Annotated in this window: 26 protein-coding genes; 7 read left to right on the top strand and 19 right to left on the bottom strand. The window is 70.5% G+C overall.

The annotated features are described in order from the left end of the window. The first annotated feature begins 4 nt into the window (after positions 1-4). Both KIK09_RS23870 and KIK09_RS23865 read left to right on the top strand, forming a co-directional pair. Positions 5-739 carry an SDR family NAD(P)-dependent oxidoreductase gene (locus KIK09_RS23870; RefSeq protein ID WP_214321489.1) on the top strand — a complete coding sequence of 245 codons (735 nt, stop codon included), beginning with the start codon at positions 5-7 and terminating at the stop codon, positions 737-739. Further along, entirely contained in the window at positions 739-1,653 is a 915-nt protein-coding gene (locus tag KIK09_RS23865) for an NAD(P)-dependent oxidoreductase (protein ID WP_214321488.1), read from the top strand. Before KIK09_RS23870 ends, KIK09_RS23865 begins: the two co-directional genes overlap by 1 nt. Here the strand turns inward: KIK09_RS23865 and asnB are convergent. The 16 genes from asnB to KIK09_RS23785 form a co-directional block, all read right to left on the bottom strand. Beyond that, complete coding sequence (gene asnB, locus KIK09_RS23860) at positions 1,610-3,451, bottom strand: asparagine synthase (glutamine-hydrolyzing) (protein ID WP_214321487.1); 1,842 nt, start codon at positions 3,449-3,451, stop codon at positions 1,610-1,612. The two genes, KIK09_RS23865 and asnB, sit on opposite strands and share 44 nt — an antisense overlap. A 25-nt stretch (positions 3,452-3,476) precedes the next feature. Next, the gene (locus KIK09_RS23855) at positions 3,477-4,910 is read right to left on the bottom strand and encodes a peptide MFS transporter (RefSeq protein WP_214321486.1); all 1,434 of its coding nucleotides are present in this window, start codon (positions 4,908-4,910) and stop codon (positions 3,477-3,479) included. Further along, positions 4,907-5,923, bottom strand: coding sequence for a ketoacyl-ACP synthase III family protein (locus KIK09_RS23850; RefSeq protein ID WP_214321485.1), 1,017 nt, complete (start codon positions 5,921-5,923; stop codon positions 4,907-4,909). The genes KIK09_RS23855 and KIK09_RS23850 overlap by 4 nt, the downstream gene beginning before the upstream one ends. Beyond that, positions 5,920-7,269, bottom strand: coding sequence for an acetyl-CoA carboxylase biotin carboxylase subunit (locus tag KIK09_RS23845; protein WP_214321484.1), 1,350 nt, complete (start codon positions 7,267-7,269; stop codon positions 5,920-5,922). Before KIK09_RS23845 ends, KIK09_RS23850 begins: the two co-directional genes overlap by 4 nt. Before the next feature lie 9 nt (positions 7,270-7,278). After that, positions 7,279-7,713: an acetyl-CoA carboxylase biotin carboxyl carrier protein gene (gene accB / locus KIK09_RS23840; protein ID WP_214321483.1), complete on the bottom strand. Its 435-nt coding sequence runs from the start codon at positions 7,711-7,713 to the stop codon at positions 7,279-7,281. Then, positions 7,700-9,343 (bottom strand): acetyl-CoA carboxylase carboxyl transferase subunit alpha, encoded by a 1,644-nt coding sequence (gene accA, locus KIK09_RS23835; RefSeq protein WP_308164256.1) that lies wholly within the window; start codon positions 9,341-9,343, stop codon positions 7,700-7,702. Before accA ends, accB begins: the two co-directional genes overlap by 14 nt. Before the next feature lie 111 nt (positions 9,344-9,454). After that, positions 9,455-9,727 (bottom strand): antibiotic biosynthesis monooxygenase family protein, encoded by a 273-nt coding sequence (locus KIK09_RS23830; RefSeq protein ID WP_214321482.1) that lies wholly within the window; start codon positions 9,725-9,727, stop codon positions 9,455-9,457. 17 nt (positions 9,728-9,744) lie between these two features. Continuing rightward, the gene (locus KIK09_RS23825; protein WP_214321481.1) at positions 9,745-10,053 is read right to left on the bottom strand and encodes an antibiotic biosynthesis monooxygenase family protein; all 309 of its coding nucleotides are present in this window, start codon (positions 10,051-10,053) and stop codon (positions 9,745-9,747) included. Then, positions 10,054-10,788 (bottom strand): SDR family NAD(P)-dependent oxidoreductase, encoded by a 735-nt coding sequence (locus KIK09_RS23820; protein ID WP_214321480.1) that lies wholly within the window; start codon positions 10,786-10,788, stop codon positions 10,054-10,056. It abuts the gene before it with no gap. After that, the gene (locus tag KIK09_RS23815) at positions 10,788-11,255 is read right to left on the bottom strand and encodes an anthrone oxygenase family protein (RefSeq protein ID WP_214321479.1); all 468 of its coding nucleotides are present in this window, start codon (positions 11,253-11,255) and stop codon (positions 10,788-10,790) included. Before KIK09_RS23815 ends, KIK09_RS23820 begins: the two co-directional genes overlap by 1 nt. Next, the gene (locus KIK09_RS23810; protein WP_214321478.1) at positions 11,252-11,707 is read right to left on the bottom strand and encodes an SRPBCC family protein; all 456 of its coding nucleotides are present in this window, start codon (positions 11,705-11,707) and stop codon (positions 11,252-11,254) included. Before KIK09_RS23810 ends, KIK09_RS23815 begins: the two co-directional genes overlap by 4 nt. Beyond that, positions 11,704-11,961 carry an acyl carrier protein gene (locus KIK09_RS23805; RefSeq protein WP_214321477.1) on the bottom strand — a complete coding sequence of 86 codons (258 nt, stop codon included), beginning with the start codon at positions 11,959-11,961 and terminating at the stop codon, positions 11,704-11,706. The genes KIK09_RS23810 and KIK09_RS23805 overlap by 4 nt, the downstream gene beginning before the upstream one ends. Before the next feature lie 14 nt (positions 11,962-11,975). Further along, the gene (locus tag KIK09_RS23800) at positions 11,976-13,190 is read right to left on the bottom strand and encodes a ketosynthase chain-length factor (protein ID WP_214321476.1); all 1,215 of its coding nucleotides are present in this window, start codon (positions 13,188-13,190) and stop codon (positions 11,976-11,978) included. Beyond that, entirely contained in the window at positions 13,187-14,443 is a 1,257-nt protein-coding gene (locus tag KIK09_RS23795; protein ID WP_214321475.1) for a beta-ketoacyl-[acyl-carrier-protein] synthase family protein, read from the bottom strand. The genes KIK09_RS23800 and KIK09_RS23795 overlap by 4 nt, the downstream gene beginning before the upstream one ends. Position 14,444: 1 nt before the next feature. Then, positions 14,445-14,858 (bottom strand): cupin domain-containing protein, encoded by a 414-nt coding sequence (locus KIK09_RS23790; RefSeq protein ID WP_214321474.1) that lies wholly within the window; start codon positions 14,856-14,858, stop codon positions 14,445-14,447. After that, entirely contained in the window at positions 14,855-15,148 is a 294-nt protein-coding gene (locus tag KIK09_RS23785; RefSeq protein WP_214321473.1) for a TcmI family type II polyketide cyclase, read from the bottom strand. Before KIK09_RS23785 ends, KIK09_RS23790 begins: the two co-directional genes overlap by 4 nt. A gap of 193 nt (positions 15,149-15,341) precedes the next feature. Here KIK09_RS23785 and KIK09_RS23780 point away from each other — a divergent pair, with 193 nt between their 5' ends. From KIK09_RS23780 to KIK09_RS23760, 5 genes are read left to right on the top strand one after another with little or no spacing between them, the layout of a single operon-like run. Continuing rightward, the gene (locus KIK09_RS23780; protein WP_214321472.1) at positions 15,342-15,800 is read left to right on the top strand and encodes an anthrone oxygenase family protein; all 459 of its coding nucleotides are present in this window, start codon (positions 15,342-15,344) and stop codon (positions 15,798-15,800) included. Beyond that, on the top strand, positions 15,797-18,094 hold the full coding sequence (locus KIK09_RS23775) for an MFS transporter (protein ID WP_214321471.1): 2,298 nt from the start codon (positions 15,797-15,799) through the stop codon (positions 18,092-18,094). The genes KIK09_RS23780 and KIK09_RS23775 overlap by 4 nt, the downstream gene beginning before the upstream one ends. Before the next feature lie 8 nt (positions 18,095-18,102). After that, positions 18,103-18,486, top strand: coding sequence for a SchA/CurD-like domain-containing protein (locus KIK09_RS23770; protein WP_214321470.1), 384 nt, complete (start codon positions 18,103-18,105; stop codon positions 18,484-18,486). 9 nt (positions 18,487-18,495) lie between these two features. After that, complete coding sequence (locus tag KIK09_RS23765; protein ID WP_214321469.1) at positions 18,496-20,574, top strand: multicopper oxidase domain-containing protein; 2,079 nt, start codon at positions 18,496-18,498, stop codon at positions 20,572-20,574. Positions 20,575-20,582: 8 nt separating this feature from the next. Next, the gene (locus KIK09_RS23760) at positions 20,583-21,449 is read left to right on the top strand and encodes a DUF6410 domain-containing protein (protein WP_214321468.1); all 867 of its coding nucleotides are present in this window, start codon (positions 20,583-20,585) and stop codon (positions 21,447-21,449) included. Between the two features lie 3 nt (positions 21,450-21,452). Here the strand turns inward: KIK09_RS23760 and KIK09_RS23755 are convergent, their stop codons facing one another. The 3 genes from KIK09_RS23755 to KIK09_RS23745 all read right to left on the bottom strand — a co-directional run bounded on the left by KIK09_RS23755 (position 21,453) and on the right by KIK09_RS23745 (position 23,273). Beyond that, the gene (locus tag KIK09_RS23755; RefSeq protein WP_214321467.1) at positions 21,453-21,884 is read right to left on the bottom strand and encodes a response regulator transcription factor; all 432 of its coding nucleotides are present in this window, start codon (positions 21,882-21,884) and stop codon (positions 21,453-21,455) included. Positions 21,885-22,115: 231 nt separating this feature from the next. Next, the gene (locus KIK09_RS23750; RefSeq protein ID WP_214321466.1) at positions 22,116-22,886 is read right to left on the bottom strand and encodes an AfsR/SARP family transcriptional regulator; all 771 of its coding nucleotides are present in this window, start codon (positions 22,884-22,886) and stop codon (positions 22,116-22,118) included. A 177-nt stretch (positions 22,887-23,063) separates the two neighbouring features. After that, positions 23,064-23,273 (bottom strand): hypothetical protein, encoded by a 210-nt coding sequence (locus KIK09_RS23745; RefSeq protein ID WP_214321465.1) that lies wholly within the window; start codon positions 23,271-23,273, stop codon positions 23,064-23,066. Between the last annotated feature and the right edge of the window lie 39 nt (positions 23,274-23,312).

Here is a 23,312-nt window from a genome sequence, read left to right as displayed (position 1 = left end):
CCAGATGAGCCTGCAGCTGAACGGGAAGCGGAGCCTGGTGACCGGCGGCAGCCGCGGAGTCGGCCGCGCCATCGTCCGGGCCCTCGCTGCCCACGGCGCGCGGGTGGTCACGTGTTACCGCGAGGACCAGGAGGCGGCGGCGGATCTCGAGCGGGAGCTGAAGTCGCTCGGCCCCGGCCATCGCGTCCTGCGGGCGGACGTGCGCCAACCCGATGACGCCGCGCTACTCGCCCACACCTGCGGCGAGCTGTTCGGCGGCCTGGACGTCGTGGTCAACAACGCCGGCGTGGACGGCCACTCGCCGATCGAGGAGCTCGAGCCCCAGGAGTGGCATCGCGTCCTCGACACCAACCTGACCGCGCTGCACCTGGTCACGCGCGCCGTACTGCCACTGATGTCCAGGAACTCCACGATCATCAACATCGGCGCGTCCGCGGCCGAGCGGGGACAGCCCTTCCGCAGCCACTACACCGCCTCCAAGGCCGCGGTGATCGGCTGGAGCCGTTCGCTGGCCAAGGAGCTGGGGCCGCGCGGCATCCGGGTCAACGTCGTCGCGCCGGGAGTCATCGGCGGCGACGACAACGGCCCGCCCCCGCAGATCCTGGAGCGGATCAAGGCGGCGACCGCGCTCGGCCGGCTGGGCGAGCCGGACGACATCGCCAGGGCCGTGGTGTTCCTGGCCAGTGACGAATCCTCCTACCTCTCGGGCGCCACGATCACCGTGGACGGAGGGATCTGATGCCCATCCGCGACGTGGCCGTGCTGGGGCTCGGCTCGATGGGCTCCGGCATGGCCGCACGCCTGCTTGAGGCCGGATTCGGGATCACGGTCTGGAACCGCACCGCGGCGCGGGCCGCTCCCCTGGCCGAGAAGGGCGCCGTCATCGGCGGCTCCGCCGCCGAGGCGGCGGCCGGGGCCGAGGTCGTGCTGCTGAGCCTGGCCGACGAGAGCGCCGTGGAGGAGGTCGTGTTCGGACAGGCCCTCCCCGCAGCACGGCCAGGGACACTGATCGTGGACACCAGCACGGTGTCGCCCGCCTATTCGCGCCGGGCCACGCGGCGGATCGCCGCCGCGGGCGCGCGGCGGGTGGAGGCGTGCGTCCTGGGCAATCCGCTCCTGGCGCGCAGCGGCGGCCTCCGCGTGCTGGTCGCCGGGGACGAGCCCGACGTACGGCGGGCCAGGCCGGTCCTCGAGGCACTCGGCCGCGAGATCTACGAGCTGGGACAGGCGGGCAGGGCGGCGGCCATGAAGCTCGCCTTCAACCTGCTGCTGGGAGCCCAGCTCGCCTCGCTCGCCGAGGCCGTCAGCTACGGGGAGAGCGCCGGCCTCGATCGGGACCTGCTGCTGACGGCGATCGCCGAGAGCGGGTTCAGCTCGATGGTCATGAGCTTCCGCGCGGAGCTGATGCGGGAGCGGCGCTACACGCCGCCCGCCTTCCGCTCCCGGCTCATGGAGAAGGACCTCCGCCTCGTCCTGGGTGAGGCGGCCCTGGCGAACCTGCGCCTGCCGATCACCGAAAGCGCGGCCGACCAGTTCGCGGAACTGGTCGGCCAGGGCGCCGGCGACCGGGACGCCGCCGCGGTCTGCGAGCTGTTCACCAGCCCGCAGGTCACAGCACCAGCCGGACGCGATACAGGTCCAGCCAGGAGTTGAGCTGCAGCACCATCTCCGCGTGGGTGCGTGCCACCCACGCACGGGGACCGCTGACCAGCTCTCCTGGCTCGGTCGCGAAACGCTTGACCGCCTCGGGGTCGATGAGCGCCGCCACCGGCGCCGAGGCGTCGTTCACGATCTCCATGAGCTCCGCGCACAGCGCCCGCGCGTAGATGTCGTCCTGCGGCGTGGGGTAGGGCGTCTTGCGCCGCTCCAGGACGGAGTCGGGCAGCAGCCCTCGCAGCGCCGCCCGCAGCAGGCTCTTCTCGCGGCCGTCGAAGCTCTTCATCGCCCACGGCGCGCCGTACACGTAGGAAACCAGCTCGTGGTCGCAGTACGGCAGGCGGAAGGCCAGCCCGGCGGCCTGGGAGATCGACTCTCCGTGCGGGAGGAGCGTGTGCAGCCAGTTGGTCACGCCCAGGTGCCAGACCTCGCGCATGCGCTTCTCCTCGGGCGTGTCGTCCGGCAGCGCGGGAACCTCGGCGACGGCCTCACGGTAGCGCGTGGCGGCGTAGCCCGGCACGTCGAGGACGGACAGCAGGTAGGGGTCGAGCAGATCGGTGCCCATGCCGTGCTTCCCACCGCCCCACTGGGCCATCGCGAACCACGGGAAGGTCCTGGCCTGCAGGAGCGGGGGCATGCCCATCCACATGCCGCCGCCGAAGATGCCGTCCGCTGCGTCACCCAGCAGGGCGAGCGGGACGTGCTCGGCGATGGCCCGGCACAGGGCGTACAGCGAGGTGTTCATGTTGCCCAGCGGGCTGGGGATGTCCTTGGCGCGCAGGGAGTTGGTCCTGATGACGGGGTCGAGCAGGTCACCGGCGCTCAGGACGATGTCCGTGTGCCGGGCTCCGACCTCCTCGACCATCGTGCGGACGAAGGGCGCGTCCGGTGTCCCCCAGACCTCATCGGCCTGGAAGTCCTCCTCAGCGCCGAACGTGACGGTGAACGTGCGCAGCGGCTCCTCGCCGCCTTCGCGCAGCACCCGGGCCGCCAGGGCGGTGATCCCGCTGGAGTCCAGGCCGCCGGAGAGCATCACGCACAGGGGGACGCTCGCGCGCATCTGCTGGCGTACCGCCTGCTCCAGCAGCTCACGGATCGTGCGCGCGGTCGTGTCGAGGTCGTCGGCGTGCCCGCCGGCCGACAGCTGCCAGTACCGCTCCCGCGTGGTACGGCCCTGCCGTACGCGGACCAGGTGGCCAGGGCGGACCTCGGCCATGCCCTCGAACACGGCGTGCCCCGGCGTGCCGGCGTAGGAGAGGATCTCGCGCAGGCCGTCGGCGCCGACCCGGGACTGGATGAGGGGGTGTGCCAGGATCGCCTTGCGCTCGGAGGCGAACAGCACGCCGTCCCCGACCGGCGCGTAGAACAGCGGCTTGGCGCCGAGCCTGTCGCGGATGAGGATCAGCTCCATCCTGCGGGGATCCCAGATGGCGATGCCGTAGATGCCGGTCAGCCTGGTGGCCAGCGCCGTGCCCCACTCCAGATACCCACGGGCGATCACCTCCGCGTCGCCCGCCGTGGCGAAGCGGTGCCCGCGGGCCTGGAGCTCCGCCCGGAGTTCGGGCGCGTTGTAGACCTCGCCCGCGCAGGTCACGACGGCGTCCGGCGTCACCAGCGGCTGCGGGTCGGGGACGCCCAGATCCCTGCGGCGATGGGCCAGGACCGCCGAGGCCGACGCCCAGACGCCCTCCCCGTCGGGCCCGCGGCAGGCCATGGCGCCCGCCATCGCGCGGACCGTGTTCGCTTCCCTCGACAGATCTCTGTGGGTGTCCACCCAACCGGCGATGCCCGACATGACGATCTCCAATTCCCTCAGGTGATCAGGTCTTCTCGCTGACCGGCGCCGGGCGCAGGCGCCGTCCGAGCGATCCCGCGCCCGCGGCCAGCCCCACCGCCGCCACGGTTCCCACCACCCCGAGCAGGAGGTAGTAGAGCGGGAGCGGAATCACGGTGGTGAGCTCGGCCAGCCGCCCGCCGACGGCCGCCCCGATGGCGGCGAACATCCAGAACAGCCCGAGCACCCGGCTGGTGTGTCCGGGCGGGGCCACCTCCGCCGCGAGGCTGAGTCCCACCGGGCCCACCACGAGCTCGCCGCACACCAGCAGCAGGTACACCGTGAGCAGCCACAGCGGTGAGACGAGCGCATGCTCGGCCTGCGTGGCGGCCAGGGCCATGACCACGAAGCAGATCCCGCCGGCCAGCAGCCCGGCGACGAACTTCGGCGGCGGGCCCACGCGCGCGCCCAGCCGCGTCCACAGCATCGCGAAGACGGGGGCGAGCAGCAGCAGGAAGAGCGGTTGCGCGGACTGGAACCAGCTCGCCGGAATCTCGAAGCCGCCGAGGGTCCTGTCCACGGCGTCGCGGGCGAAGAGGTTCATCAGGGCGGGCCCCTGCGCGTAGAGCAGCCAGAAGACGGCCGAGGCGACCAGCATCCAGACGAACGCCCGCAGCCGCGGGCCACCGGCGGGGCCGCAGCGCAGGCGGCGGTAGTAGAGGATCGGCGACACCAGCAGCACCAGGCCGATCAGCATCAGCACCCGGTCCACCGTGAGCACCCCCGCGGCGAGCCCCACCGCGACCAGCGACGCCGGGATGCCGCCCCACAGCGCCGCCCCGCGCAGCACCCGCCGCCGCTCCTCGGCGGTGGCCGGGCTGGCGGCGTGGACGCCGAGATCGCCGAAGTTCCGCAGGCCGACCACGTAGTGCACGAGCCCCGCGAGCATGCCGGCGGCCGCGAGGCCGAAACCGAGATGCCAGTTCACCCGCTCGGCGGCCAGGCCCGTGATCAGCGGCGCGAACAGCGCGCTGATCTGGATGCTCATGTAGAAAACGGAGAAGACGGCCTCGCGCCGCTCCGGCTGCCCCGGGTACATCTCGCCGATCATCGCTGCCATGCTGGGCTTGACCAGCCCGGTGCCCGCGACGATCAGCGCGAGACCCGGGTAGAGCGCCGGCTCCACCGGGACGGCCAGGCACAGGTGCCCCGCCGCGATCAGGGCGCCGCCGTACAGGACGGCACGGCGTGCCCCGAGCACCCGGTCCGCCATCCAGCCGCCGGGGAGCGCCGCCATGAACAGCAGCGCCATGTAGATCCCGAAGAGCGCCGACGCCGTGTGGGGTGCCATTTCCAGGCCGCCGCGCGAGTGTGGGGCCACCAGGTAGAGGTAGAGGATGGCCAGCATGCCGTAGAAGCTGAAGCGCTCCCAGATGTCGACGACGAACAGCGTCCCGAACCATCGCGGCCAAGCCGTCATGACGCCTCCCTGAGCATCTCGACAACCGCGCACGACCACGTGAAGCCCGCGCCGACCCCGGCCAGCAGGCACAGCTGCCCCGGGCGCAGGCGCCCGGAGACGATCAGCTCGTCGAGCCCGGCGATCTGGTCACCGGCTCCCAGATGGCCGATCTCACGGCCCCATGACCACAGCGTGCGGTCGAGGGGGATGTCGAACTTGTCGAGGAAGTACTCCTTCAGCCGGGGCAGCCCGAGATTGGGCAGGACGAACCAGGCGATCTCCTCCAGCTCGGTTCGGGCCTCCGACGTGACGCGCTTGACCACCTCACGCCCGCCCGCGTCCAGCCGGTCCAGGATCGCGTCCAGACCCGCCGAGGCCATGAAGTGCCGGTGAGCGGGCTCGACGTCGATCGGACGGCGCGCGTCCAGCGGGGTCACGCCGAACGGATCGGCGCCCCGCTGCAGGCCCTCCATCGAGGCGTCGGACACGGTCACCAGCGCGCGTACACGGGCGTACCCGTCGACCGTGGAAAGGACCAGCGCGGTGCCGCCGTCGGCGAGGACGGTTCCCGGGTCGCTGCGCCACCGGTCCATGCCGGGCAGCGCGAAGCGGTCTCCCGTGGTGATCAGTGCGTGCCGCCGGGCCCGGTTGGCTGCCAGGTACCCGGCCGCCAGCTCGAGGGCGGCCATCCCGCCGTTGGACAGCTGGCGTATCTCGACCGCCGGGCCGTGTCCCGCGCCGACGGCGTGCTGGACGTGGGAGGCCGGGGCCCACAGGTCGTGCCCCTGGTGGTAGATGCAGGCGTGCAGGACCAGGTCGATCTCCTCCGGCCGGGTGCCGGCGGCGCGCAGGGCCGAGCGTGCCGCGTGCACGGCCATCTCGGGCCCTGCCTCGTCCGCCGAGACGCAGACCGAGACGATGCCGTCGCGCCATACCGCCCGGCGCTCCACCAGACCCTCGGCCACCGCCTGCTCCAGGCTCACCCGCGGTGGCAGCCACCGCCCGGTCCCGGCCACGAACAGCTCGGTCATGGGGCCCCCAGCATCCTGGAGAGCAGCATCGTGTCGTGCTCGGCCGCACGGAACTCCGGTGCCCGCAGCACCTCCCGCAGCAGTCCGATGGTGGTCCCGATGCCGCGTCCCGCCACCACGAACTCGCTCAACGCCCGGTCCATGCGCGCGATCGCGGTCTCGCGGTCCCCGCCCCAGGTGATGACCTTGGCCAGGAGCGAGTCGTAGTCCGGCGTGATCGTCATCCCGGTGAAGCCGTGCGTGTCCACGCGGGTGAACGGCCCGCCGGGCGGGCGGAAGTCGGTCAAGGTGCCGGCGGTCGGGATGAACCCGCGCTCGGGCGCCTCGGTGTTCACCCGGCACTCGATGGCGTGGCCGACAGGGACGACACCGTCCTGCGTGATGTCCAGGGGCAACCCCGCGGCCACGCGGATCTGCTCGCGGACGAGGTCAAGGCCTGTGACGGCCTCCGTCACCGGGTGCTCCACCTGGATGCGGCAGTTGACCTCCATGAAGTAGAAGTCGCTGTCCTCCACCAGGAACTCGAAGGTCCCCGCACCGGTGAAGCCGACGGCCATCGCGGCCTTGACCGCGGCCTCGCACATGTGCGCGGTGAGGGAGGGGTCCAGCCCCGGAGCGGGCGTCTCCTCCACGAGCTTCTGGTGGCGCCGCTGCACCGAGCAGTCACGCTCACCGAGATGGATGCCGCCGCCGTGGCTGTCCAACAGCACCTGGACCTCCACGTGGCGCGCGGACTCGATGTAGCGCTCCAGGTAGAGCCGTCCGTCGCCGAAGACGGCCCGCGCGCCGGCGCGCGTCTCGTGGAAGGCACGGACGAGGTCGCGCGGATCGCGCACCACCCGCATGCCCCGGCCCCCACCGCCCGCGACGGCCTTGAGTATCACCGGGTACCCGATCGCGTCCGCCGCCTCCTTGGCCTCGGCCGCGTCCTCGGGAGGATGGTCGCCGCCAGGCAACACGGGCAGTCCGGCGGCGGCCATCATGGCCCTGGCCTGTGCCTTGTCGCCCAGACGTGCCATGAGGTCCGGCGGCGGGCCGATGAAGCGCAGCCCTTCCTCCGCGCACACCTCGGCGAAGTCGGGATTCTCCGACAGGAAGCCGTATCCGGGATGGACGGCCTGTGCTCCGCTGCGGCGGGCCGCCTCGATGATCGCGGGGATGCTGAGATAGCTCTTCCTGGCCGGGGGCGGGCCGATGCACACGACGTCGTCCGCGAGACGGGCGACCGCCGAGTCCAGGTCGGCCGTGGAGCAGACCGCCACTGTTCTGATGCCCATCTCACGGCACGTGCGGGCGATGCGGAGGGCGATCTCCCCCCGGTTGGCGATGAGCACGGTGTCGAGCATGCTGGCTCCTCAGATGCTGGCGGGCTCGATGGCGACGAGCGGCTGGTCGTACTCGACCTGCGTGCCGTCGGGGACGAGGACCTCGCTCACGCGCCCCGCGACGTCCGCCTCGATCGGGTTCATGATCTTCATCGCCTCGAGGATCCCGATCTGGCTACCGAGCTCCACCAGATCGCCGGAACGGACGAAGGGGTCGGCACCCGGTTCCGGAGCGCGGTAGAACGTCCCGACCATGGGCGCGCGCACGAACGCGCGCGACGGATCAGATACGGCGTCCGCCGGTTCCGCCTCATCGGCGGCCTGGGCCGCGGACGGCCATTCCAGTTCGACGCTGGCCTCTCCCGAGCGCACCACGACCCGTCGCAGCGGCCGGTCGGAGGCGCGCATCAGCCGCTCGGCGCCCTTGACGACTCCGTCGACGATCTCCGATTCAGGCTCTGACATGGTTATCCCTGCCGATCTCGCTGTAGCGCTGCCGACGGGCGGCCAGCAGTTCGTCGATGGGCACGTCGGCCACTTCCGCGAAGGCCGCACGCAGGCCGTGCCGCAGCAGTTCCGCCGCCAGCAGGGGATCGCTGTGCGCGCCCCCGGCCGGCTCGGGGATCACGCCGTCCACGACGCGCATGCGCAGCAGTTCCCGCGCGTCCACGCGCAGCGCCGCCGCGGCGCGGGGAGCGTGCGCGCGGTCCCGCCACAGGATGGCCGCGCACCCCTCGGGGCTGATCACGGAGTACACCGCGCCGGCCAGGCACAGCACGCGGTCGGCCATGGCCAGGGCGAGCGCTCCGCCGCTGCCGCCCTCGCCCGTGACGACCGCGACCGTGGGGGTACGCAGCTGCGACATCAGCCGCACGCTCTCGGCGATGGCGATGGCCTGCCCGCCCTCCTCCGCGGCCACCCCGGGATGGGCGCCCGGCGTATCGATCAAGGTGATCACCGGCAGCCGCCACTTCTCGGCCAGGCGCATGAGCCTCGCCGCCTTGCGGTAGCCGTCGGGACCGGCCATGCCGTAGTCGCGGGCGATCAGCTCGGCGGTCGTGTGCCCCTTCTGATGGGCGATGATCATGATGGGCCGGCCTTCGAGGCGTCCGACGCCGCCCAGGATCGCCGGGCAGTCGCCCGTGGCCCGGTCACCGCGCAGCTCGCAGAACCCGTCGACGATCTGCGCGATGTAGTCCAGCGCGGTCGGCCGGCCGGGGTCGCGCGCCTGCCGTACCACCTGCCACGCGTCGCGGGCCGGAAGCTCCTCGATGCGGCGGATGAGCGCGCCGGCGCTCCAGGCGGCGGGGACAGAGCGGCGCTGGTTGAGTAACCCGGCCAGCGTGACGCGCAGCTCGCCGCGCGGCCTGATGGCGTCGATCAGGCCGCATCGCAGCAGCGTTTCCGCGGTCTGGAAGCCCTCGGGGAGCCGCTCACCGATGGTCTCCATGATCACCCTTGGCCCGGTGAAACCCATCCGCGCACCGGGCTCCGCGATGATCACATCGGTGAGGGTCGCGAAGGAGGCGGCCACCCCGGCGTAGGTCGGGTCGGTGATGACGGAGATCGTCGGCACGCCCAGGGCATCGAGTTCCGCGAGCGCCTGGCTGGTCTTGGCCATCTGCAGCAGCGACCAGATGCCCTCCTGCATGCGTGCCCCGCCCGACGCCGTCACCAGGATCAGCGGGACGCGGTCACGGGCCGCGGCGTCGGCGGCGCCGGTGATGGCCTCACCGACCGCCACTCCCATGCTGCCGCCGAGGAAGCGGAAGTCCATCGCGGCCACCACCACGTCGACGCCCAGGATCCTGCCGCGGGCGCAGAGCACGGCGTCCTCCAGCCCGGTCCGTTCGCGCGCCTGGGCGAGCCGCTCGGTGTAGGGGCGATCGTCGACGAACTCGAGAGGATCCACCAGCGTGGGCGCGACCGGCAGCAGTTCGGCCGACCCGGCGTCCAGGAGCTGCGCCAGCCGCTCCGGCGCGCCGAGGCGGCTGTGGTGCCCGCACTCCGGGCACACGTTCAGCTCCCTGGCGAACCGCTTGCCGTACACCAGAGATCCGCAACCGTCGCAGGCCATCCAGGTCGTCACTGCCACGGGTCCTCCTCCCACGTTTCGGGAGGAGGCGGGGGCGGGACGGCGAACCAGCAGATGCCGGTCATCGCGAGCGTGTTCAGGAACTTCCACAAGGGGCCCGGTTCCTCGGGATCAGAAGGCTGATACCACTTCATAGATTTCGTACCGATCAACGAAGGGACGCAGCGGGGACGTCGTGGACCGGTGCTCGGCACCCGACTCCCACTCCTCGAAGCTGGCCAGGTCCTCCCATTCGCTCATCACCATCACGCGTCTGGGATCGTCGGCCCGTTTGAGGAGTTCGTTGCCGATCAGGCCTGGGGTTCCCGCGAGATCCCCGCTGATCCGCTCGTAGGCTCGCTCGACGATCCCGGGATCGTCGGCGGGTGCCAGGTACCAGACCATGACACGTGCCCGGCCTTTCACGCCGCGGCTCCCCGCAGCTCGTGGACGACCAGCATGGTCTGCATCGAGCCGCCCCTGCGGTAGGGATGCAGCTTGGTGCGGTGCTCGACGTGCGCGGCGCTGTGCTCGAACTCGCGGAAGTGCTTCTCGTCGAGCCAGTCGCTCATGACGTAGTAGACGCTCTGCTCCTCGGCGTCACGCATGAGCCATTGCCCGAGGTTGCCCGGATCGCCGGTGATGACGGAACCGATCGACAGCCAGGTGTCCTCGAACCCCTTCTCCATGCCAGGGTTGATCTCGAAGCGGAGCAGCACGCGGAAAGTCATTCAGATTCCCCCATCAACACGGATGACGCTGCCGGTGACGTAACGGGACTGGGAACCGGCGAGGAAGAGCACGACGTCGGCGACCTCGTCGGGGGTGCCCAGGCGGCCGAGCGAGGTCAGCTGCCGGTAGCGGGCCTGGAGCGCGTCGTACTGCTCCCGGCTCAGGCTGTTGGCGGCCTCCGTCTCGATCACCCCGGGTTCCACGATGTTGACCCGGATGCCGCGCGGGCCGAGCTCCTTGGCCAGCGACCGGAAGAACCCGACCATGCCCAGCTTCGCCGCCGTGTAGGAGGTCCGCTGGGGCAGGCCCACCGCGGCCACGCGTGAGCCGATCCCGATGATGGACGAGCCCTCGCCCAGCAACGGCAGCGTCGCCCGGACGAGCTGGTAGGCCCCGGTGAGGTGGGTGTCCACGATGCGGTGCCACTCGTCGGGCTCGATGCCCTCGACCGGCAGGTGGCTGATCACGCCTGCGTTGTGCACGACGACGTCCAGACCCGCCCGGCACTCCTCGACCAGCGAGGCGACCTCGTCGGCGTGACGGACGTCGGCCCGGATGACGCGGTGCTCTCCCGGCAACTCCTTCAACTCCCGCGAGAGGTCGATCGCGCCCTCTCCACCCGACAACGAGCAGGTCACGACGTTCGCGCCGGCTCGGGCCAAGGCCAGCACGATGGCCCGGCCGATCCCCCTTGTCCCCCCGGTGACCAGGGCTGTTTTTCCATTCAGGTCCATCAGACTCCTCCGAGCACGAGCGAGGCTGCCACGGCGTTGCCGGCCAGCGCGGCCACGGCGAACGCGGTGCGCAGCAGGTTCCAGTTGCGCCAGCGGACCCTTGGGTCCACCGACTCCCAGTCCTCCGGCAGGTCCTCCAGATCCAGGCCTGCCACCCATCGGTTGATGGGGACGTTCTTCACGAGCGACACGTAGATCGCTCCGAGCAGCGTGGCCAGCGCCACGAGCAGCGGGATCCTGACCGCGCCTGGGACCATGAACATGAGCGCCAGATCACACGCGGTCGCGGTGATCATGCAGATCGGCATGAACGGATCGAACCGGGTCACCAGGAACTGGTGCACCGGGATGTACTCGTCCCGCGGCAGCCGCTCGAGCAGCGGGGCGCCACCCAGCGAGGCGATCATCAGTCCACCGGCGGCGAGCCCGCCGCTCGCCAGCGCCAGGGGGAGGAGCAGCCAGGTCATGTCCGCTGGGCCGCCTCCTCGATCCGCTGCTTGACCGCGGCCATCTGGATGGCGGTGTTCTTCTTCAGATGGTTGGCCATGTCCTCGTCGCCGTAGGACATCGCCTCGTTGACGTGGAACTCCTGGACCCACGTCATCTCCACGCCCTCGTCGACCTGGCGGTAGCGCCAGAAGAGGTTCATGTAGTCGAAGGCGTGCGATTCGACCCTGCGCGCCTTGACGGTCCGCGCCCGCGGGTCCGCCGTGCGTTCCGACACCCAGGAGTGGGCGCTGCCGTTCTCGTCCGGGTGCATCGTCAGCCGGAACCGGACCGTGTCGCCCTCGCGGTGGAGGATCTCGACCTTGGCGTACTCGGTGAACAGGTTCGGCCAGGACTCCAGGTCGTTGGTCATGTCCCAGACCAGGTCCATGGGCGCGTTGACGATGGTCGTCGCTTCCGTCCTGCCGCTCATGACCGCACCGCTCCTGTCTTGTTGACGTACTGGATGAGCTGCCGCGGGGTCTCGAGATCGACGATCATGTCGTCCGGTACGGTCACGCCGTACTCCTTCTCGATCTTGTTGGCGATCTCGAGGATGGCCAGCGAGTCGTATCCCAGATCGCGGAACGGCACGTCGCCGATCTCGCCGTCCAGGTTGACCGAGTCGTCGACCCCGACAGTGGCCCGGATGACCGAGCGCAGGTCGTCGGTGGTGAACTCCGGCATCCGCATCTCCTCTCTCAGTTGGCGGCGCGCACGACGAGCGCCGCGTTGTACCCTCCGTGTCCGCGCGCGAGTACCAGCGCGGTGCGCACGGGTGCCGGCCGTGGCCCCTCCCTGACGAGGTCGATGGAGCACCCCTCCGCGAGACGGGTGACGTTCACGGTCGGCGGGATGAGCCCGTCCCTGATCGACAGCAGGGCGGTGGCGACATCCAGCGCGCCCGCGCCCGCGTAGACCCGGCCGGTCATCGTCTTGGGCGCGGTCACCGGCACCCCGTAGGGCCCGAAGACGGCCGAGATGGCCGCGGCCTCGACGAGGTCCAGTTCCGGCACGCCATAGGCGTCGGCGAAGACGACGTCGACCTCGCGCGGATGGGCGTCCGCGTCGGCCAGCGCCGTCCGCATGGCCCGTTCGAGGCCGGGCGGGCGCCCGGTGCCCGGGCGGGGATCGAACGTGGCGGCATAACCCGCGATCTCGCCGTAGATCGCGGGCGCTCCCCGCTCCCGCGCCGAGGCGGCGTCCTCGACGATGAGGATCGCGCCGCCCTCACCGGCGACGTATCCGTTGGCGTCTGCGTCGAAGGGCAGGTAGGCGCGGCTGGGGTCGCCGCGCGTGCTGAGGCGCCGCGTGGGGATCTGGGCGACGATGCCCGCGGGCGAGAGCGCCGACTCCGTGCCGCCCGCCATGATCATGCGATGGTCGGCGCGCAGTGCGCGACGCGCGTGGCCGAGTGCGTCCAGCCCGCCCGCCGTCTCCGACAGCACCACGCCGCAGTGGCCGCGCAGCTTGTACCGGATGGACAGCTGACCTGTCGTGGCGGCGAAGAACCAGGCGATGGACATGTAGGCGCTGACGTGGCTGGGCCCCTTGCTCCACAGGTTCTGCAGCTCGCGCTGGCCGAACTCCACGCCGCCGGTGGCGTTGGCGGTGATGACGCCCCGCTCGTACTCAGGCAGCGCCTCGGGGTCGAGCGCGGCGTCGGCGAGCGCCATCTCGGCCGCGGCGAAGGCGATGTGGCTCATCATCGAGGTCTCCATCCGCAGCCGGCCGGGGACCTGCTCGGTGGCGTCGAAGGAGTGCAGCTCGCCCGCCAGCGTCACCGGGTAGCCGGAGCAGTCGAAGCGCCTGATCCGGTCGATGCCGCTCTTGCCGTCGCAGACCGCCGCCCAGTACTCCTCGGCGCCCATGCCGTTGGAGGCGACCACGCCCAGACCGGTGACCACGGCTGTCATGACGCCATCCCGGCGAAGACGACGGCGCTCTGGAAGCCGCCGAACCCGCTGCCGACCGACAGGGCCACGTCCGTCCGGTGCTCCCGCGCGGTCACCGGCACGTAGTCCAGGTCACACTCGGGGTCCTTGGTGTGCAGGTTGGCGGTGGGCGGAACCACGTTCCGCTGGATGGCCAGCGCGCAGGCCGCCGCCTCGATGGCGCCGATGGCGCCCAGCGAGTGGCCGACCATGGACTTGATCGAGCTCATCGGGATCTCGTAGGCCCTGGAGCCGAGGGCCCTCTTGACCGCGGCCGTCTCGTGGCGGTCGTTCTGCTTGGTGCCCGACCCGTGGGCGTTGACGTAGTCGACCCTGTCGGGGGCCAGGCGCGCCTGGTCCAGCGCGATCCTGATGGCCTCGGCCATCTCCCGCCCGTCCGGCTTGAGCCCGGTCATGTGGAACCCGTTGGCCCGCGTCGCGTAGCCGGGGATCGCGCAGTAGATCCGCGCTCCCCTACGGCGGGCGCGCTCGGCCGACTCCAGTACGAACATCGCCGCTCCCTCCCCGAGAACCAGCCCTCTGCGCTCGCCGTCGAACGGACGGCACGCCTCCTGTGGCCGGTCGTTGTAGGTCGAGGTCGCCTTGATCGCGTCGAAGCACGCGACGGTGATCGGCGAGAGCGGCGCGTCGGTTCCCCCGGCGAGCACCACGTCCGCCGCGCCCTCCGCGATCAGGCCGACCGCGTAGCCGAGCGCGTCGATACCGGAGGTGCAGCCGGACGACACCACGGCGACGGGACCCTCCGCGCCGCAGTCCCAGGCGATCTCGCGGGCCAGGGAACTGGGGGCGAAGTAGTCGTACAGTTCGGGGACCGCGTACTCGTAGTCCACGATCCACTTGCGGCCGCCGTCGCTCACGACGGTGTACTCCTGCTCCAGCCCCATCGTGCAGCCGACGGCGTTGCCCACCGACACGGCTGTGCGCTCGGGGCCGGCCGCGGGATGGCCCGCGTCCTGCAGCGCCTCGCGGGTGGCGACGACGGCGAGCTGCGCGGCCCGGTCCATCCTGCGGACCTCCTGGGCGGTGAGCCCAGCCGCGCGGGGGTCGAAGTCGCATTCCGCCGCGACCTGGCAGCGGAAGCCCTCCGGGTCGAAGAACGTGATCCGCCTGGTCGCCGGCACGCCGGAGGTGATGCGCTCCCAGAACGCCTCGCGATCGAGACCGCCGGGGGCCACGACCCCGATGCCGGTCACCACGACAGTGCGGCCGTCCACGCTACTGGGCACCCCCCACCTGCGGCTGCGGTTCGTTGTGCGCGCCGGGGAGCGTCTCCAGGTCCACGTGGCCGAGCTCCGGGCGGGGCGCGAGCGGGCTCAGGTGGAAGATCACGTAAGCCTGCTCCGCGCCGTCGTTCTCCATGCGGTGCCTGACGTTGATCGGCACCATCAGCGCGTCTCCCGGCCCGAGCCGCTCGGGGACCCCGTCCACGCGCATGACGAGCGAGCCGCGTACGACGTGCACGAACTCCTCCGAGTAGGGGTGGTAGTGCTCGCAGATGTACTCGCCCGGTTCGAGGGTGAGCGCGCCGCCGAACCCGGAGGTCGACTTGACGGTCCGGGGGCTGAGCAGGACCCGGACGTCGCCCCCTCGGCGGCGGTTCGACACGACGTCGTCCCAGGTGATCTTCATTCGCGCGTCCAGCTGTAGAAGATCTCGGCCATGGCGTCCTTCGGCTCGCGCCATCCGGGGTCGTAGGGCGTCATGTACTGCGCCAGCTTGTGGTGGATGTCCTGGTAGAGCGGATGGCTGCGGGCCTGGTAGAGGTTCCCGGTGATGTCCTCGTCCGCCTCTATGAGCTGGAAGTAGAGCCCGTGGAAGCGGAACAGGGTCCGCCGGTCAACGCCGATCATGTGGGGTAGTTCGGTCGCGTCCGACTCCGCCCACACCTGCCGAACCTGGTCGGTGTCGTTCGGGTCCATGCGCGCGACGATCAAAGCTCGGTGAGCCACGGTCCCTCCTTCTGGCGGTCCAACGCAGAGCACGCTCGCATCCCGGACTAGGGGCACCGTCCAGCACCGCTGGAGACGGCCTGGTTCCAGCGCGGCCCCACCGGCTCTCGAACCAGGGCGTGCACAGTGGCTGCCAAGCCACTACCGCCAACAGGGGGGCTTGATGATCACCGCGCTCCTGGAGATCGTCGCGATCGTCGCCAGCGGCCTGGTCGCCGGCGTGTTCCTCGCGATCGCCGTCAGCGTGCTGCCGGCGCTGCGGGTGCTGCCGGCCGACCGCTACATCGACATGCACCGCCGGCTCGGGCAGGGCTACCACCCCACGATGCCGCTGACGGTGAACGGCGGCACGGTCGCCGACCTCGTGCTGGTCTTCCTCACCCCCGCTCCGGCCCGCTTGCTGTTCGCCGCCGCGTTCCTGCTCATGCTCGGCACGCAAGGCGTGTCCCACCTGGCCAATGTCCCGATCAACAAGCGGATCCGCGCGATCGACCCCGCGGCGATTCCGCCGGACTGGGACGATCCCCGCCCCTCCTGGAGCAGCTGGCACCTGCTGCGGACGGTGCTGGGCGTGGCCGCGCTGGTGGTCAACGCGGCGGCCACGGCATTGGCGACGTCATGACGCGCCGGGCGATGGCGGCCGTGCTGCTGGTGGGCTTCCTCGGGTTCTTCGAGCTCGGCGTGATCTACGTGGTGGCACCGGCCATCCGCGATGATTTCGGCGCGCACCACTCCGCCACCCAGGTGATCATCCTGGCCTACACGCTGCCCTTCGCGCTGTTCGTGGTGACGGGCGGCAGGCTCGGCGACCTGTGGGGCATCCGGCGGGTGTTCCTGGCCGGCGTCGGCGGATTCGGCGCGGCGTCCCTGCTGGCCGCCTCGGCGTGGGATCTGCCGGTCCTGCTGGCCGCGCGCGGGGCGCAGGGCATCTCGGCCGCGCTCATGACGCCCCAGGTGCTGGCGACCATCCGGGTTCTCGTGCCGGGCGCCCGGCGGGGCGCGGCTTTCGCCCGCTACGCGCTCGTGGCCGGTCTGGCGACGATGTGCGGGCCGCCCGTGGGCGGGCTCCTGACGCAGACGGCACTCGGCTGGCGGTTCGTCTTCCTGCTGTACGCGCTGATCGGCGCGACGGCCCTGATCGTCGGCGCGCGGCACCTGCCCACGGCCACCGCGACGGCCAAGCTCGACCTCACGGGAACCGTGCTCGCTGCCGTCACCGTGCTGCTGCTGATCTACCCGCTCACCACCGGATCGGCCCGGGTGCTGCTGCCGCTGTCGGCGATCCCGCTGGCGCTCTTCGTCGGCCACGAGCGGCGCGTCGAGCGGTCCGGCGGTCAGCCGCTGGTCGTGCTGCGGACCTTCCGGCTGCGGGTCTTCACCGCCGGCCTGCTCGTCAACGTCATGGTCAGCGCCATTCTCAGCGCGTTCTTCCTGCTCCTGGTCATCCTCCTGCAGGACGGCCTGAGCTTCACCGGCTCGCGGGTCGGCCTGACCCTCACCCCGTGGGCGGTCGGCACGGCCGTGGGCGCCGCGCTGACCTCCCCCCTGACCCGGCGCATCGGCCGGGGCGCGCCCCTGTGCGGCGCCATGCTGATGACGCTGGGGATCGCCGGCGCGGCCGCCGCCGTCCCCCTCATCGAGCACGCGCCGCTGCTCATGGCTCTGGCCCTGCTGAGCGCGGGAACCGGCATCAGCCTCGTCTCCACTCCGACGCTCTCCCTGGTCATGAGCGCGGTGCCACGCACCGAGGCCGGTGCCGCGGCCGGCATGTTCACCACCTTCCGCCAGCTCGGCGGGGCCGCCGGCGTGGCCACGGCGGGCGCGTTCTTCTACGCCCTGCTCAGCGGCTCGACCGGGCCCGGCGCGTACGGCGGAGCGTTCTCCACCACCGCCTTCCTGAGCCTGATCCTCTGCTCGACCATCCTGGGGCTGATCTTCATGCTGCCGAAGTCCACCGAACCGCCCGGCCGCCCAGTGGTCCTGCTCTTCCCCGGGCAGGGCGCGCAGTGCGCCAGGATGGCCGCCGGCCTGTACGGCCATTCGCCGAGCTTCACCGCGGTCATGGACACCGCGTTCACCGTGCTGGGACCCGAGCTGCGCGAGGAATGGCTGCGCGAGCAGCCCTCCGAGCGGCTCGACGACGTGACCATGGCCCAGCCGCTGCTGTACGCGGTGAACTGCGCCCTGGGCCGGATGGTCATGGACGCGGGGGTCCGCCCGGCCGCGCTGCTCGGGCACAGCGTGGGCGAGATGGCCGCCGCCACGCTCGCCGGGGTGTTCAGCTTCGAAGAGGGCTTACGGCTGATGTGTGACCGCGTCGAGCAGATCAGGAAGAGCCCGCCCGGCGGCATGCTCGCGGTGGGCGGCTCCCCCGAGGACCTGGCCCCCTACGTCAACGGTCAGGTCGTGGTCGGCGTGGTGAACGCGCCCAGGCAGACCGTGCTCGCCGGACCGGCAGGGCCGCTCGACGAGGTCAGGCAGCGCCTGGTCGCCGACGGTTTCGCCTGCCGGGCGACGCGCGCGCTGCAGGCGTTCCACAGCCCGCTGCTGTCGGCCTGCACCGCGGCCTCGGTCGAGGTCTGGCGCGCCGTCCGGCTCCGGCCACCGGAGATTCCGCTCTATTCGGCCTACCATCCCGGCCGCGTGTCCGACGAGAACGTGCTCGACCCCGAACTCTGGGCCGCGCAGCCCGCGCAACCCGTCCTGTTCTGGGCGGCGCTCGACCGGCTCCTGAGCGACGGCGACTTCCTGCTGGTCGACGCGGGGCCAGGGCAGAGCCTGTGTGCGCTGCTCCGGCGCCATCCCGCGGTGCTCTCCGGCAGAAGCGCCGTCATCGGGCTGCTTCCGGCCCAGTCCGGCGACGACACGCGGGACCGCGAGGCCGTCGCCGCTGCTTTGTCTGCAATCCGTTCATAAGGAGAGTCATGCCGTACGCAGCCATCACCTACAAGGTCAAGCCCGGCCACGAGGAGGAGATCGAGAAGATCTTCTCGGGATTCCGGCGCGTGAGCACGCCCGTCATCCGCAACGCCCAGGGCGAGAAGGTCGGCGAGCTGCTCGGCAGCGCCGTCTTCATCAAGGACGACCTCATGGTCAGGGTCATCCACTACGACGGCTCCCTGCCCGAGGTCGGCCGGCACATGTCCACCCAGGAAGGCGTGCACGACCTGGAGGAGCAGCTCGCCCCCTACCTCGCGGAGCGGCGCGACACCAAGTCGCCGGAGGGCTTCCAGCGCCACTTCGCAAATTCGATCATGCGGTCCATCGCCCAGCTCACCCCGGACAACTACCCGGGCTCGAGCGCGTAAGGAAGCGACATGTACCGGGCGGATTACTTCGAGCAACTGCTCAACTTCGAGTCAACGCTGTCACTTGTGGTCCTCCTGCCGTGGTGGTGGGCCGCGCATGCCGCCTATCGCCTGCCGTACCGCAGGCGGCCGCACGTGGGTGCGCGGGTCCTGCTCGGTGTGCTCGCCCTGGCCACGCTGGCGCTGGTGGTCCGCGCCGTCCTGTCCGGCATGCTGGCCGGCTTCGGCTGGGAGTTCGTCGCGGACCGGGTGGTGGTGGTCGCTCCGGTGACGCTGCTTCCCGCCGTCCTGGCGGGCTGGTGGACGGTGCCCCGGCTGTGGCGGCTGCGGTCGCGCGGCCTCCCGGAGGAGGAGACGCGCCGGGCCGCCGCCGACCCGCGGCTGGCCTGGCCCGTCCAGGTCACCGCGGTCGGCGCGGCGATCGGGTTCGTGTTCGGCTTCCTCTTGCCCATCCCGTCGCCGTTCACCGGCGAGGTGCTGCTCGCTCTGGTCGTGTTCGGTCTGTCCGCGACACTGCTCTGGGTCAGGCTGGTACGGCGTGGCCGTACCGAACTCCGGCGCCCCCGCTGGAGCGTGCGCTGGCTGCGCCGGGTGCTCGCCGGAACGGTGATCCTGGCCGCGACGGCGGGCTGCACCGTGCTGTCCGCGCAGTCCAGCAGGTTGCCGCAGGTCATGAAGATGCACGGTCCGCAGGAAGGGGCCGCCCACGGCTCCGCGCACTCCTCGGCCTCCGTGTTCGCGGCGGGCTCGGCCCCGGCCGTCAAGGACACGGTCAGCGTGACCTCGCTGACCGAGCCGGACACCGGCCCGCCCGACCGTCGTTTCACGCTGGAGGCTCGCGAGCAGCGCGTCAAGCTCGCCTCCGGCGCCGTCGTCGACGCGTGGGCGTTCAACGGCAGCGTCCCGGGCCCGGAGATCCGCGTCCGCGTCGGCGAGCTGGTCGAGATCACCCTGGTGAACCATCTGACCTCGGCGAACGTGAGCGTGCACTGGCACGGCATGCACGTGCCCAACGCGGCCGACGGCGTCCCCGGCGTCACCCAGGACGCGGTCCCGCCCGGCGGGCGCTTCGTCTACCGGTTCCGCGTCCGGCCCGGCGACGTCGGCACGCACTGGTACCACTCTCACCAGGTCGCCGCGGAACAGGTCGAGCGCGGCCTGTTCGGCCCGCTGATCGTCGAGCCCGCCGGCGGGCTCCAGGAGACCGGCGTCGTCGACCGGACCGTGATGATGCACACCTGGCAGTCGCAGGGCAAGCAGCACCGCGCGTTCGGCCTGGCCGACCAGCTCGAACGCCTGGCCGTCCCGGCCGGGCGGAAGGTACGGCTGCGCCTGGTCGACACGGCGCCGACCCCGCGCTTCATCTCGATCGACGGAACCTCGTTCCAGGTGACGGCGGAGGACGGGAACCCGGTCAACCAGCCCTCAGCGCTGTCCCACGTGCGCCTCCCACTGGGAGGGGGCGGACGCTACGACGTCGAGTTCACCATGCCGGCCGGCCCGGTCCGGATCACCGAGTCGGAGGCGCCGCAGGCCGGACTGCTGATCAGCCCGGACGGGAGCGGAGATGTGACTCCCACGCGCAACGCGCCGGAGTTCGACATCAGCGCGTACGGCAAGCCGACCGCCACGCCGTTCGGACCCAAGAGCCACTTCGACCGGACCTTCACCTTCATGTTCGACAACCGGCCCGGCTTCTACGACGGGGCCTTCACCTTCCTGTGGACCATCAACGGGCAGGTCTTCCCGAACATCCCCACGCCCGTGGTGCGCAAGGGGGAGCTGGTGAAGATGCGGTTCATCAACCGCAGCCACCTCGACCATCCCATGCACCTGCACGGTCACAGCATGCTGCTGCTCTCCAGGAACGGGCGGCCGGTGACCGGGAGCCCCGTGTGGCTGGACACCGTGGACGTGCAGCAGGGAGAGATCCTCGAGGTCGCCTTCCTGGCCGACAACCCCGGCGTCTGGATGGACCACTGCCACAACCTGCTGCACGCGCGTGCCGGGCAGGTCATGCACCTGATGTACGACAACGTGGAGTCGCCCTTCGAGTCGGGTAGCTCCACGCCCAACAACCCTCTGTGAGGTGAACGATGGACGAGTTCATCATCGGCCGCGACAGCGGGCCCGCGGGCAGGATCCTCCGGCTGCTTGCCGGGCTGGCCGGGCTCGGGCTCCTCGCCCGGCGTCTGAACGGCGCCTCCCTTGCGCAGATCGCTCTGGTGGCGGTGTTCTTCCTGATGCTGGTGGTGGCCTACAGCGTGGTGTGGCGGCTGCTCGCCGACCGGGTCATCGGGCGGATCAGCCCGTGGATCACAAGCGCCGTGCTGCTCCTGCCCGTCCTGGCGTACGGGACCAACCCCGGCGGTTCGGCGTTCTTCAACGGCATCGCTGCCTGCATGTCGATCTCGCTCATCGTCAACGCGGTGAGCGGCTACGGCGGTGTCGAGGTGGCCGCGATCCCCGCGCTGGTGTGGCGGCGGCGCTATCCCACCTACAGCCCTTTCAACACCGCTGACCTGCTGGAGCGAGCCCTCCGCGAGCGGTCCGAGGGCGTGCTGCCCGCCGTCGTCGCCGCGGTGTCCGCGGTGATCTGCGTGGCGGTGTTCGCCGGTTACTGGCTGGTCCCGCTGCTGTCCTACATCCCGGCGGTAGCGGCCGTCGGCAAGGCCCTGCCCGGCATGGCCGCCTGCGCCCTGCTCGTCCCGGCGGCCGTCTTCGGCTATGAGGCGTGGCGCCGCAAGTCGCGTTCCCAGGCACTCGCCGCGGCCACGGCTGCGCTGCTCACGCCGGCGTTCGTGATTCTGTCCCAGCGTGGGGGCGGGCCGCAGGGCGTGCTGTGGGGCTCGATCGCCATCGTGGGGGTGGTCGTCGGCATCGTCGCGCTGGTCCGCATGCTCCTGCCCCGGCGCCCTGCCGCGGAGCAAGCCGAGCAAGCCACTGATCCGCTCCCGCAGTAACGCTCAGGCGTCCGTGTCGGGCTGCCGGGGGCGGGCCGACACCACGCCGCCCTTTATCACGGCGTCCATGCGGGAGACGGCGCCGAGTTTGGCGAAGATGTTGCGCAGGTGACGCTTGACCGTCCCCTCCGTTATTCCCATGCGGCTGGCGATCTGTGCGTTGCTCAGTGCTTCCGCCACCCGCGCGAGCACCTCCTGCTCACGCCGGGAAAGAACGCTGACAGACGTTTCCTGGGTTTCCTCGGTATCGTCCTGCACGGCCGAGCTCACGCCCACGATGATGACCGTGGAACTCGGCGACGCCTGCTGCAATGCCTGGACGGTCGAAGATAATTCATCGTGATCGGATATAATGTCGAGTATGGCGTCCCTGGTCTGCTGGTCACCGCCGATGATCAGAACTGCTTCTTCATCTCCGCTTTCCTCGGATTTCATCAAGACACTTCCCCCGTGTCAGACATCTGACAAGCGCGCCTCAGAGCGAGCGGCACGCGTGCGACGAAAAGCCCGAAACCTATGGTAACAATGAAGGATCACACTATGTCTAGACATAAGCAATGTCTAGACAGGAATGAGCGTACCAAAATAGGCGATTTTCGCCCGCCGTAAACTCGTCCGCCAGATCATCTCGCGCTCAGGCGGCAGCGACCTCGGCAGCCACTCGCGTCATAGCAGCCCGTACGAGGGAACGGGCGGCAGTTCGGCCCCCGTGAGGATCGAGCGCTGCAGTCGCTGCACCGGCTCCTGCGGCTCCAGCCCGAGCTCGTCCCGCAGAGTCGTCCGCATGTCGCGAAAGGCCTGCAGCGCGTCGCCGCGGCGCCCGGCGCGATACAGCGCCTCGATGAGACGGGCATAGAACCACTCGTTGAGCGGATGGAGAGCGACCAGGGAACGCAGCTCGGCGATGAGGAAGGACACCCGGCCGAGCCGCATGTCGGCCTCGATCCGCATGGTCAGCGCGCGAATACGCAGCTCTTCGAGGTGAACCACGTGCGCCTGGAGCAGGGGCCCGCACGGCGCGTTCGCCAGCGGCGGCCCGTTCCACAGGCCCAGCGCCGCCCGTAACACCTCGGCGGCCTCCTCAGGCCGGTCGTCCTCGAGCAGCCGGCTGCCCCTGTCGATCAACAGCTCACAGGTCCGGGCGTCGAACTCGTCCCCGTCGAGCCGCAGGAGATAGCCGGGCGGCTTGGTAATCAAGCGCTCCGTATCGCGGTTGAGCTCCTTGCGCAGCTGATAGATGTAGGTCTGCATCGTCGTGACCGCGCTCGCCGGCGGATGATCGCCCCACAGCTCGTCAATTACCGTCTGCATATCGACGATACTGTCCGCGCGTAGCAGCAATAGTCCCAAAACGCATCGCAGTTTTGGCGCGCTCGGAGTCATCGCACAGTTTTCGCGATATACCTCCAGCGGTCCGAGCACCTTGAAGAGCAGCATATTGCCCCCGATCGAGGTTAGACCTGCTACTGCACAGTAGACTTAACACGACGGTCATTCTCAGGGCAAGATACGTACTCCCAAAGTGGGATTTCTACTCCGAAAGAAACATTCTCTTGGAACGTTACAAATCCCCTTATTATTAAAGTGCATTTTGTATTCATGCGCATTGGAGGCTCAGCGGCGGGTGCGCCGGAAGAACACGAACTCGATCAGCACACCCAGCAGTGCGCCGCCGCCGAAGACGAGGAGGTCGTCGAGCCCCAGCCCGGTGTCCCGGTGGATCAGCAGGCTGACTAACACTTGGGCGAGGACGATGCCGCCGATGACGAGGAGGACGAGCCTCACGAACGCCCAGGCGGGTCCCTTGGTCTGGTCGGCGCTCATGAAGTGAGCCCCTTTCAGCTGCGTGACGACTGTGGCAAG

It is taken from the genome of Nonomuraea sediminis (assembly GCF_018531495.1).
Taxonomy (GTDB): domain Bacteria; phylum Actinomycetota; class Actinomycetes; order Streptosporangiales; family Streptosporangiaceae; genus Nonomuraea; species Nonomuraea sediminis.
Note: the sequence above shows the minus strand (reverse complement) of the source record. Positions and strands in the feature narration are given on the sequence as shown.

Bases quoted from the DNA above. Each gene is read 5' to 3' on its own strand.
- KIK09_RS23825 (WP_214321481.1), bottom strand. From the start codon at position 10,053: ATGACTTTCCGCGTGCTGCTCCGCTTCGAGATCAACCCTGGCATGGAG.
- KIK09_RS23830 (WP_214321482.1), bottom strand. From the start codon at position 9,727: ATGGTCTGGTACCTGGCACCCGCCGACGATCCCGGGATCGTCGAGCGA.
- accB (WP_214321483.1), bottom strand. From the start codon at position 7,713: ATGTCAGAGCCTGAATCGGAGATCGTCGACGGAGTCGTCAAGGGCGCC.
- KIK09_RS23815 (WP_214321479.1), bottom strand. From the start codon at position 11,255: ATGACCTGGCTGCTCCTCCCCCTGGCGCTGGCGAGCGGCGGGCTCGCC.
- KIK09_RS23750 (WP_214321466.1), bottom strand. From the start codon at position 22,886: ATGCTGCTCTTCAAGGTGCTCGGACCGCTGGAGGTATATCGCGAAAAC.
- KIK09_RS23855 (WP_214321486.1), bottom strand. From the start codon at position 4,910: ATGACGGCTTGGCCGCGATGGTTCGGGACGCTGTTCGTCGTCGACATC.
- KIK09_RS23755 (WP_214321467.1), bottom strand. From the start codon at position 21,884: ATGAAATCCGAGGAAAGCGGAGATGAAGAAGCAGTTCTGATCATCGGC.
- KIK09_RS23790 (WP_214321474.1), bottom strand. From the start codon at position 14,858: ATGAAGATCACCTGGGACGACGTCGTGTCGAACCGCCGCCGAGGGGGC.
- KIK09_RS23775 (WP_214321471.1), top strand. From the start codon at position 15,797: ATGACGCGCCGGGCGATGGCGGCCGTGCTGCTGGTGGGCTTCCTCGGG.
- KIK09_RS23760 (WP_214321468.1), top strand. From the start codon at position 20,583: ATGGACGAGTTCATCATCGGCCGCGACAGCGGGCCCGCGGGCAGGATC.
- KIK09_RS23800 (WP_214321476.1), bottom strand. From the start codon at position 13,190: ATGACAGCCGTGGTCACCGGTCTGGGCGTGGTCGCCTCCAACGGCATG.
- KIK09_RS23870 (WP_214321489.1), top strand. From the start codon at position 5: ATGAGCCTGCAGCTGAACGGGAAGCGGAGCCTGGTGACCGGCGGCAGC.
- KIK09_RS23865 (WP_214321488.1), top strand. From the start codon at position 739: ATGCCCATCCGCGACGTGGCCGTGCTGGGGCTCGGCTCGATGGGCTCC.
- KIK09_RS23765 (WP_214321469.1), top strand. From the start codon at position 18,496: ATGTACCGGGCGGATTACTTCGAGCAACTGCTCAACTTCGAGTCAACG.
- asnB (WP_214321487.1), bottom strand. From the start codon at position 3,451: ATGTCGGGCATCGCCGGTTGGGTGGACACCCACAGAGATCTGTCGAGG.
- KIK09_RS23745 (WP_214321465.1), bottom strand. From the start codon at position 23,273: ATGAGCGCCGACCAGACCAAGGGACCCGCCTGGGCGTTCGTGAGGCTC.
- KIK09_RS23805 (WP_214321477.1), bottom strand. From the start codon at position 11,961: ATGCCGGAGTTCACCACCGACGACCTGCGCTCGGTCATCCGGGCCACT.
- KIK09_RS23785 (WP_214321473.1), bottom strand. From the start codon at position 15,148: ATGGACCCGAACGACACCGACCAGGTTCGGCAGGTGTGGGCGGAGTCG.
- KIK09_RS23770 (WP_214321470.1), top strand. From the start codon at position 18,103: ATGCCGTACGCAGCCATCACCTACAAGGTCAAGCCCGGCCACGAGGAG.
- KIK09_RS23780 (WP_214321472.1), top strand. From the start codon at position 15,342: ATGATCACCGCGCTCCTGGAGATCGTCGCGATCGTCGCCAGCGGCCTG.
- KIK09_RS23820 (WP_214321480.1), bottom strand. From the start codon at position 10,788: ATGGACCTGAATGGAAAAACAGCCCTGGTCACCGGGGGGACAAGGGGG.
- KIK09_RS23845 (WP_214321484.1), bottom strand. From the start codon at position 7,269: ATGCTCGACACCGTGCTCATCGCCAACCGGGGGGAGATCGCCCTCCGC.
- KIK09_RS23810 (WP_214321478.1), bottom strand. From the start codon at position 11,707: ATGAGCGGCAGGACGGAAGCGACGACCATCGTCAACGCGCCCATGGAC.
- KIK09_RS23850 (WP_214321485.1), bottom strand. From the start codon at position 5,923: ATGACCGAGCTGTTCGTGGCCGGGACCGGGCGGTGGCTGCCACCGCGG.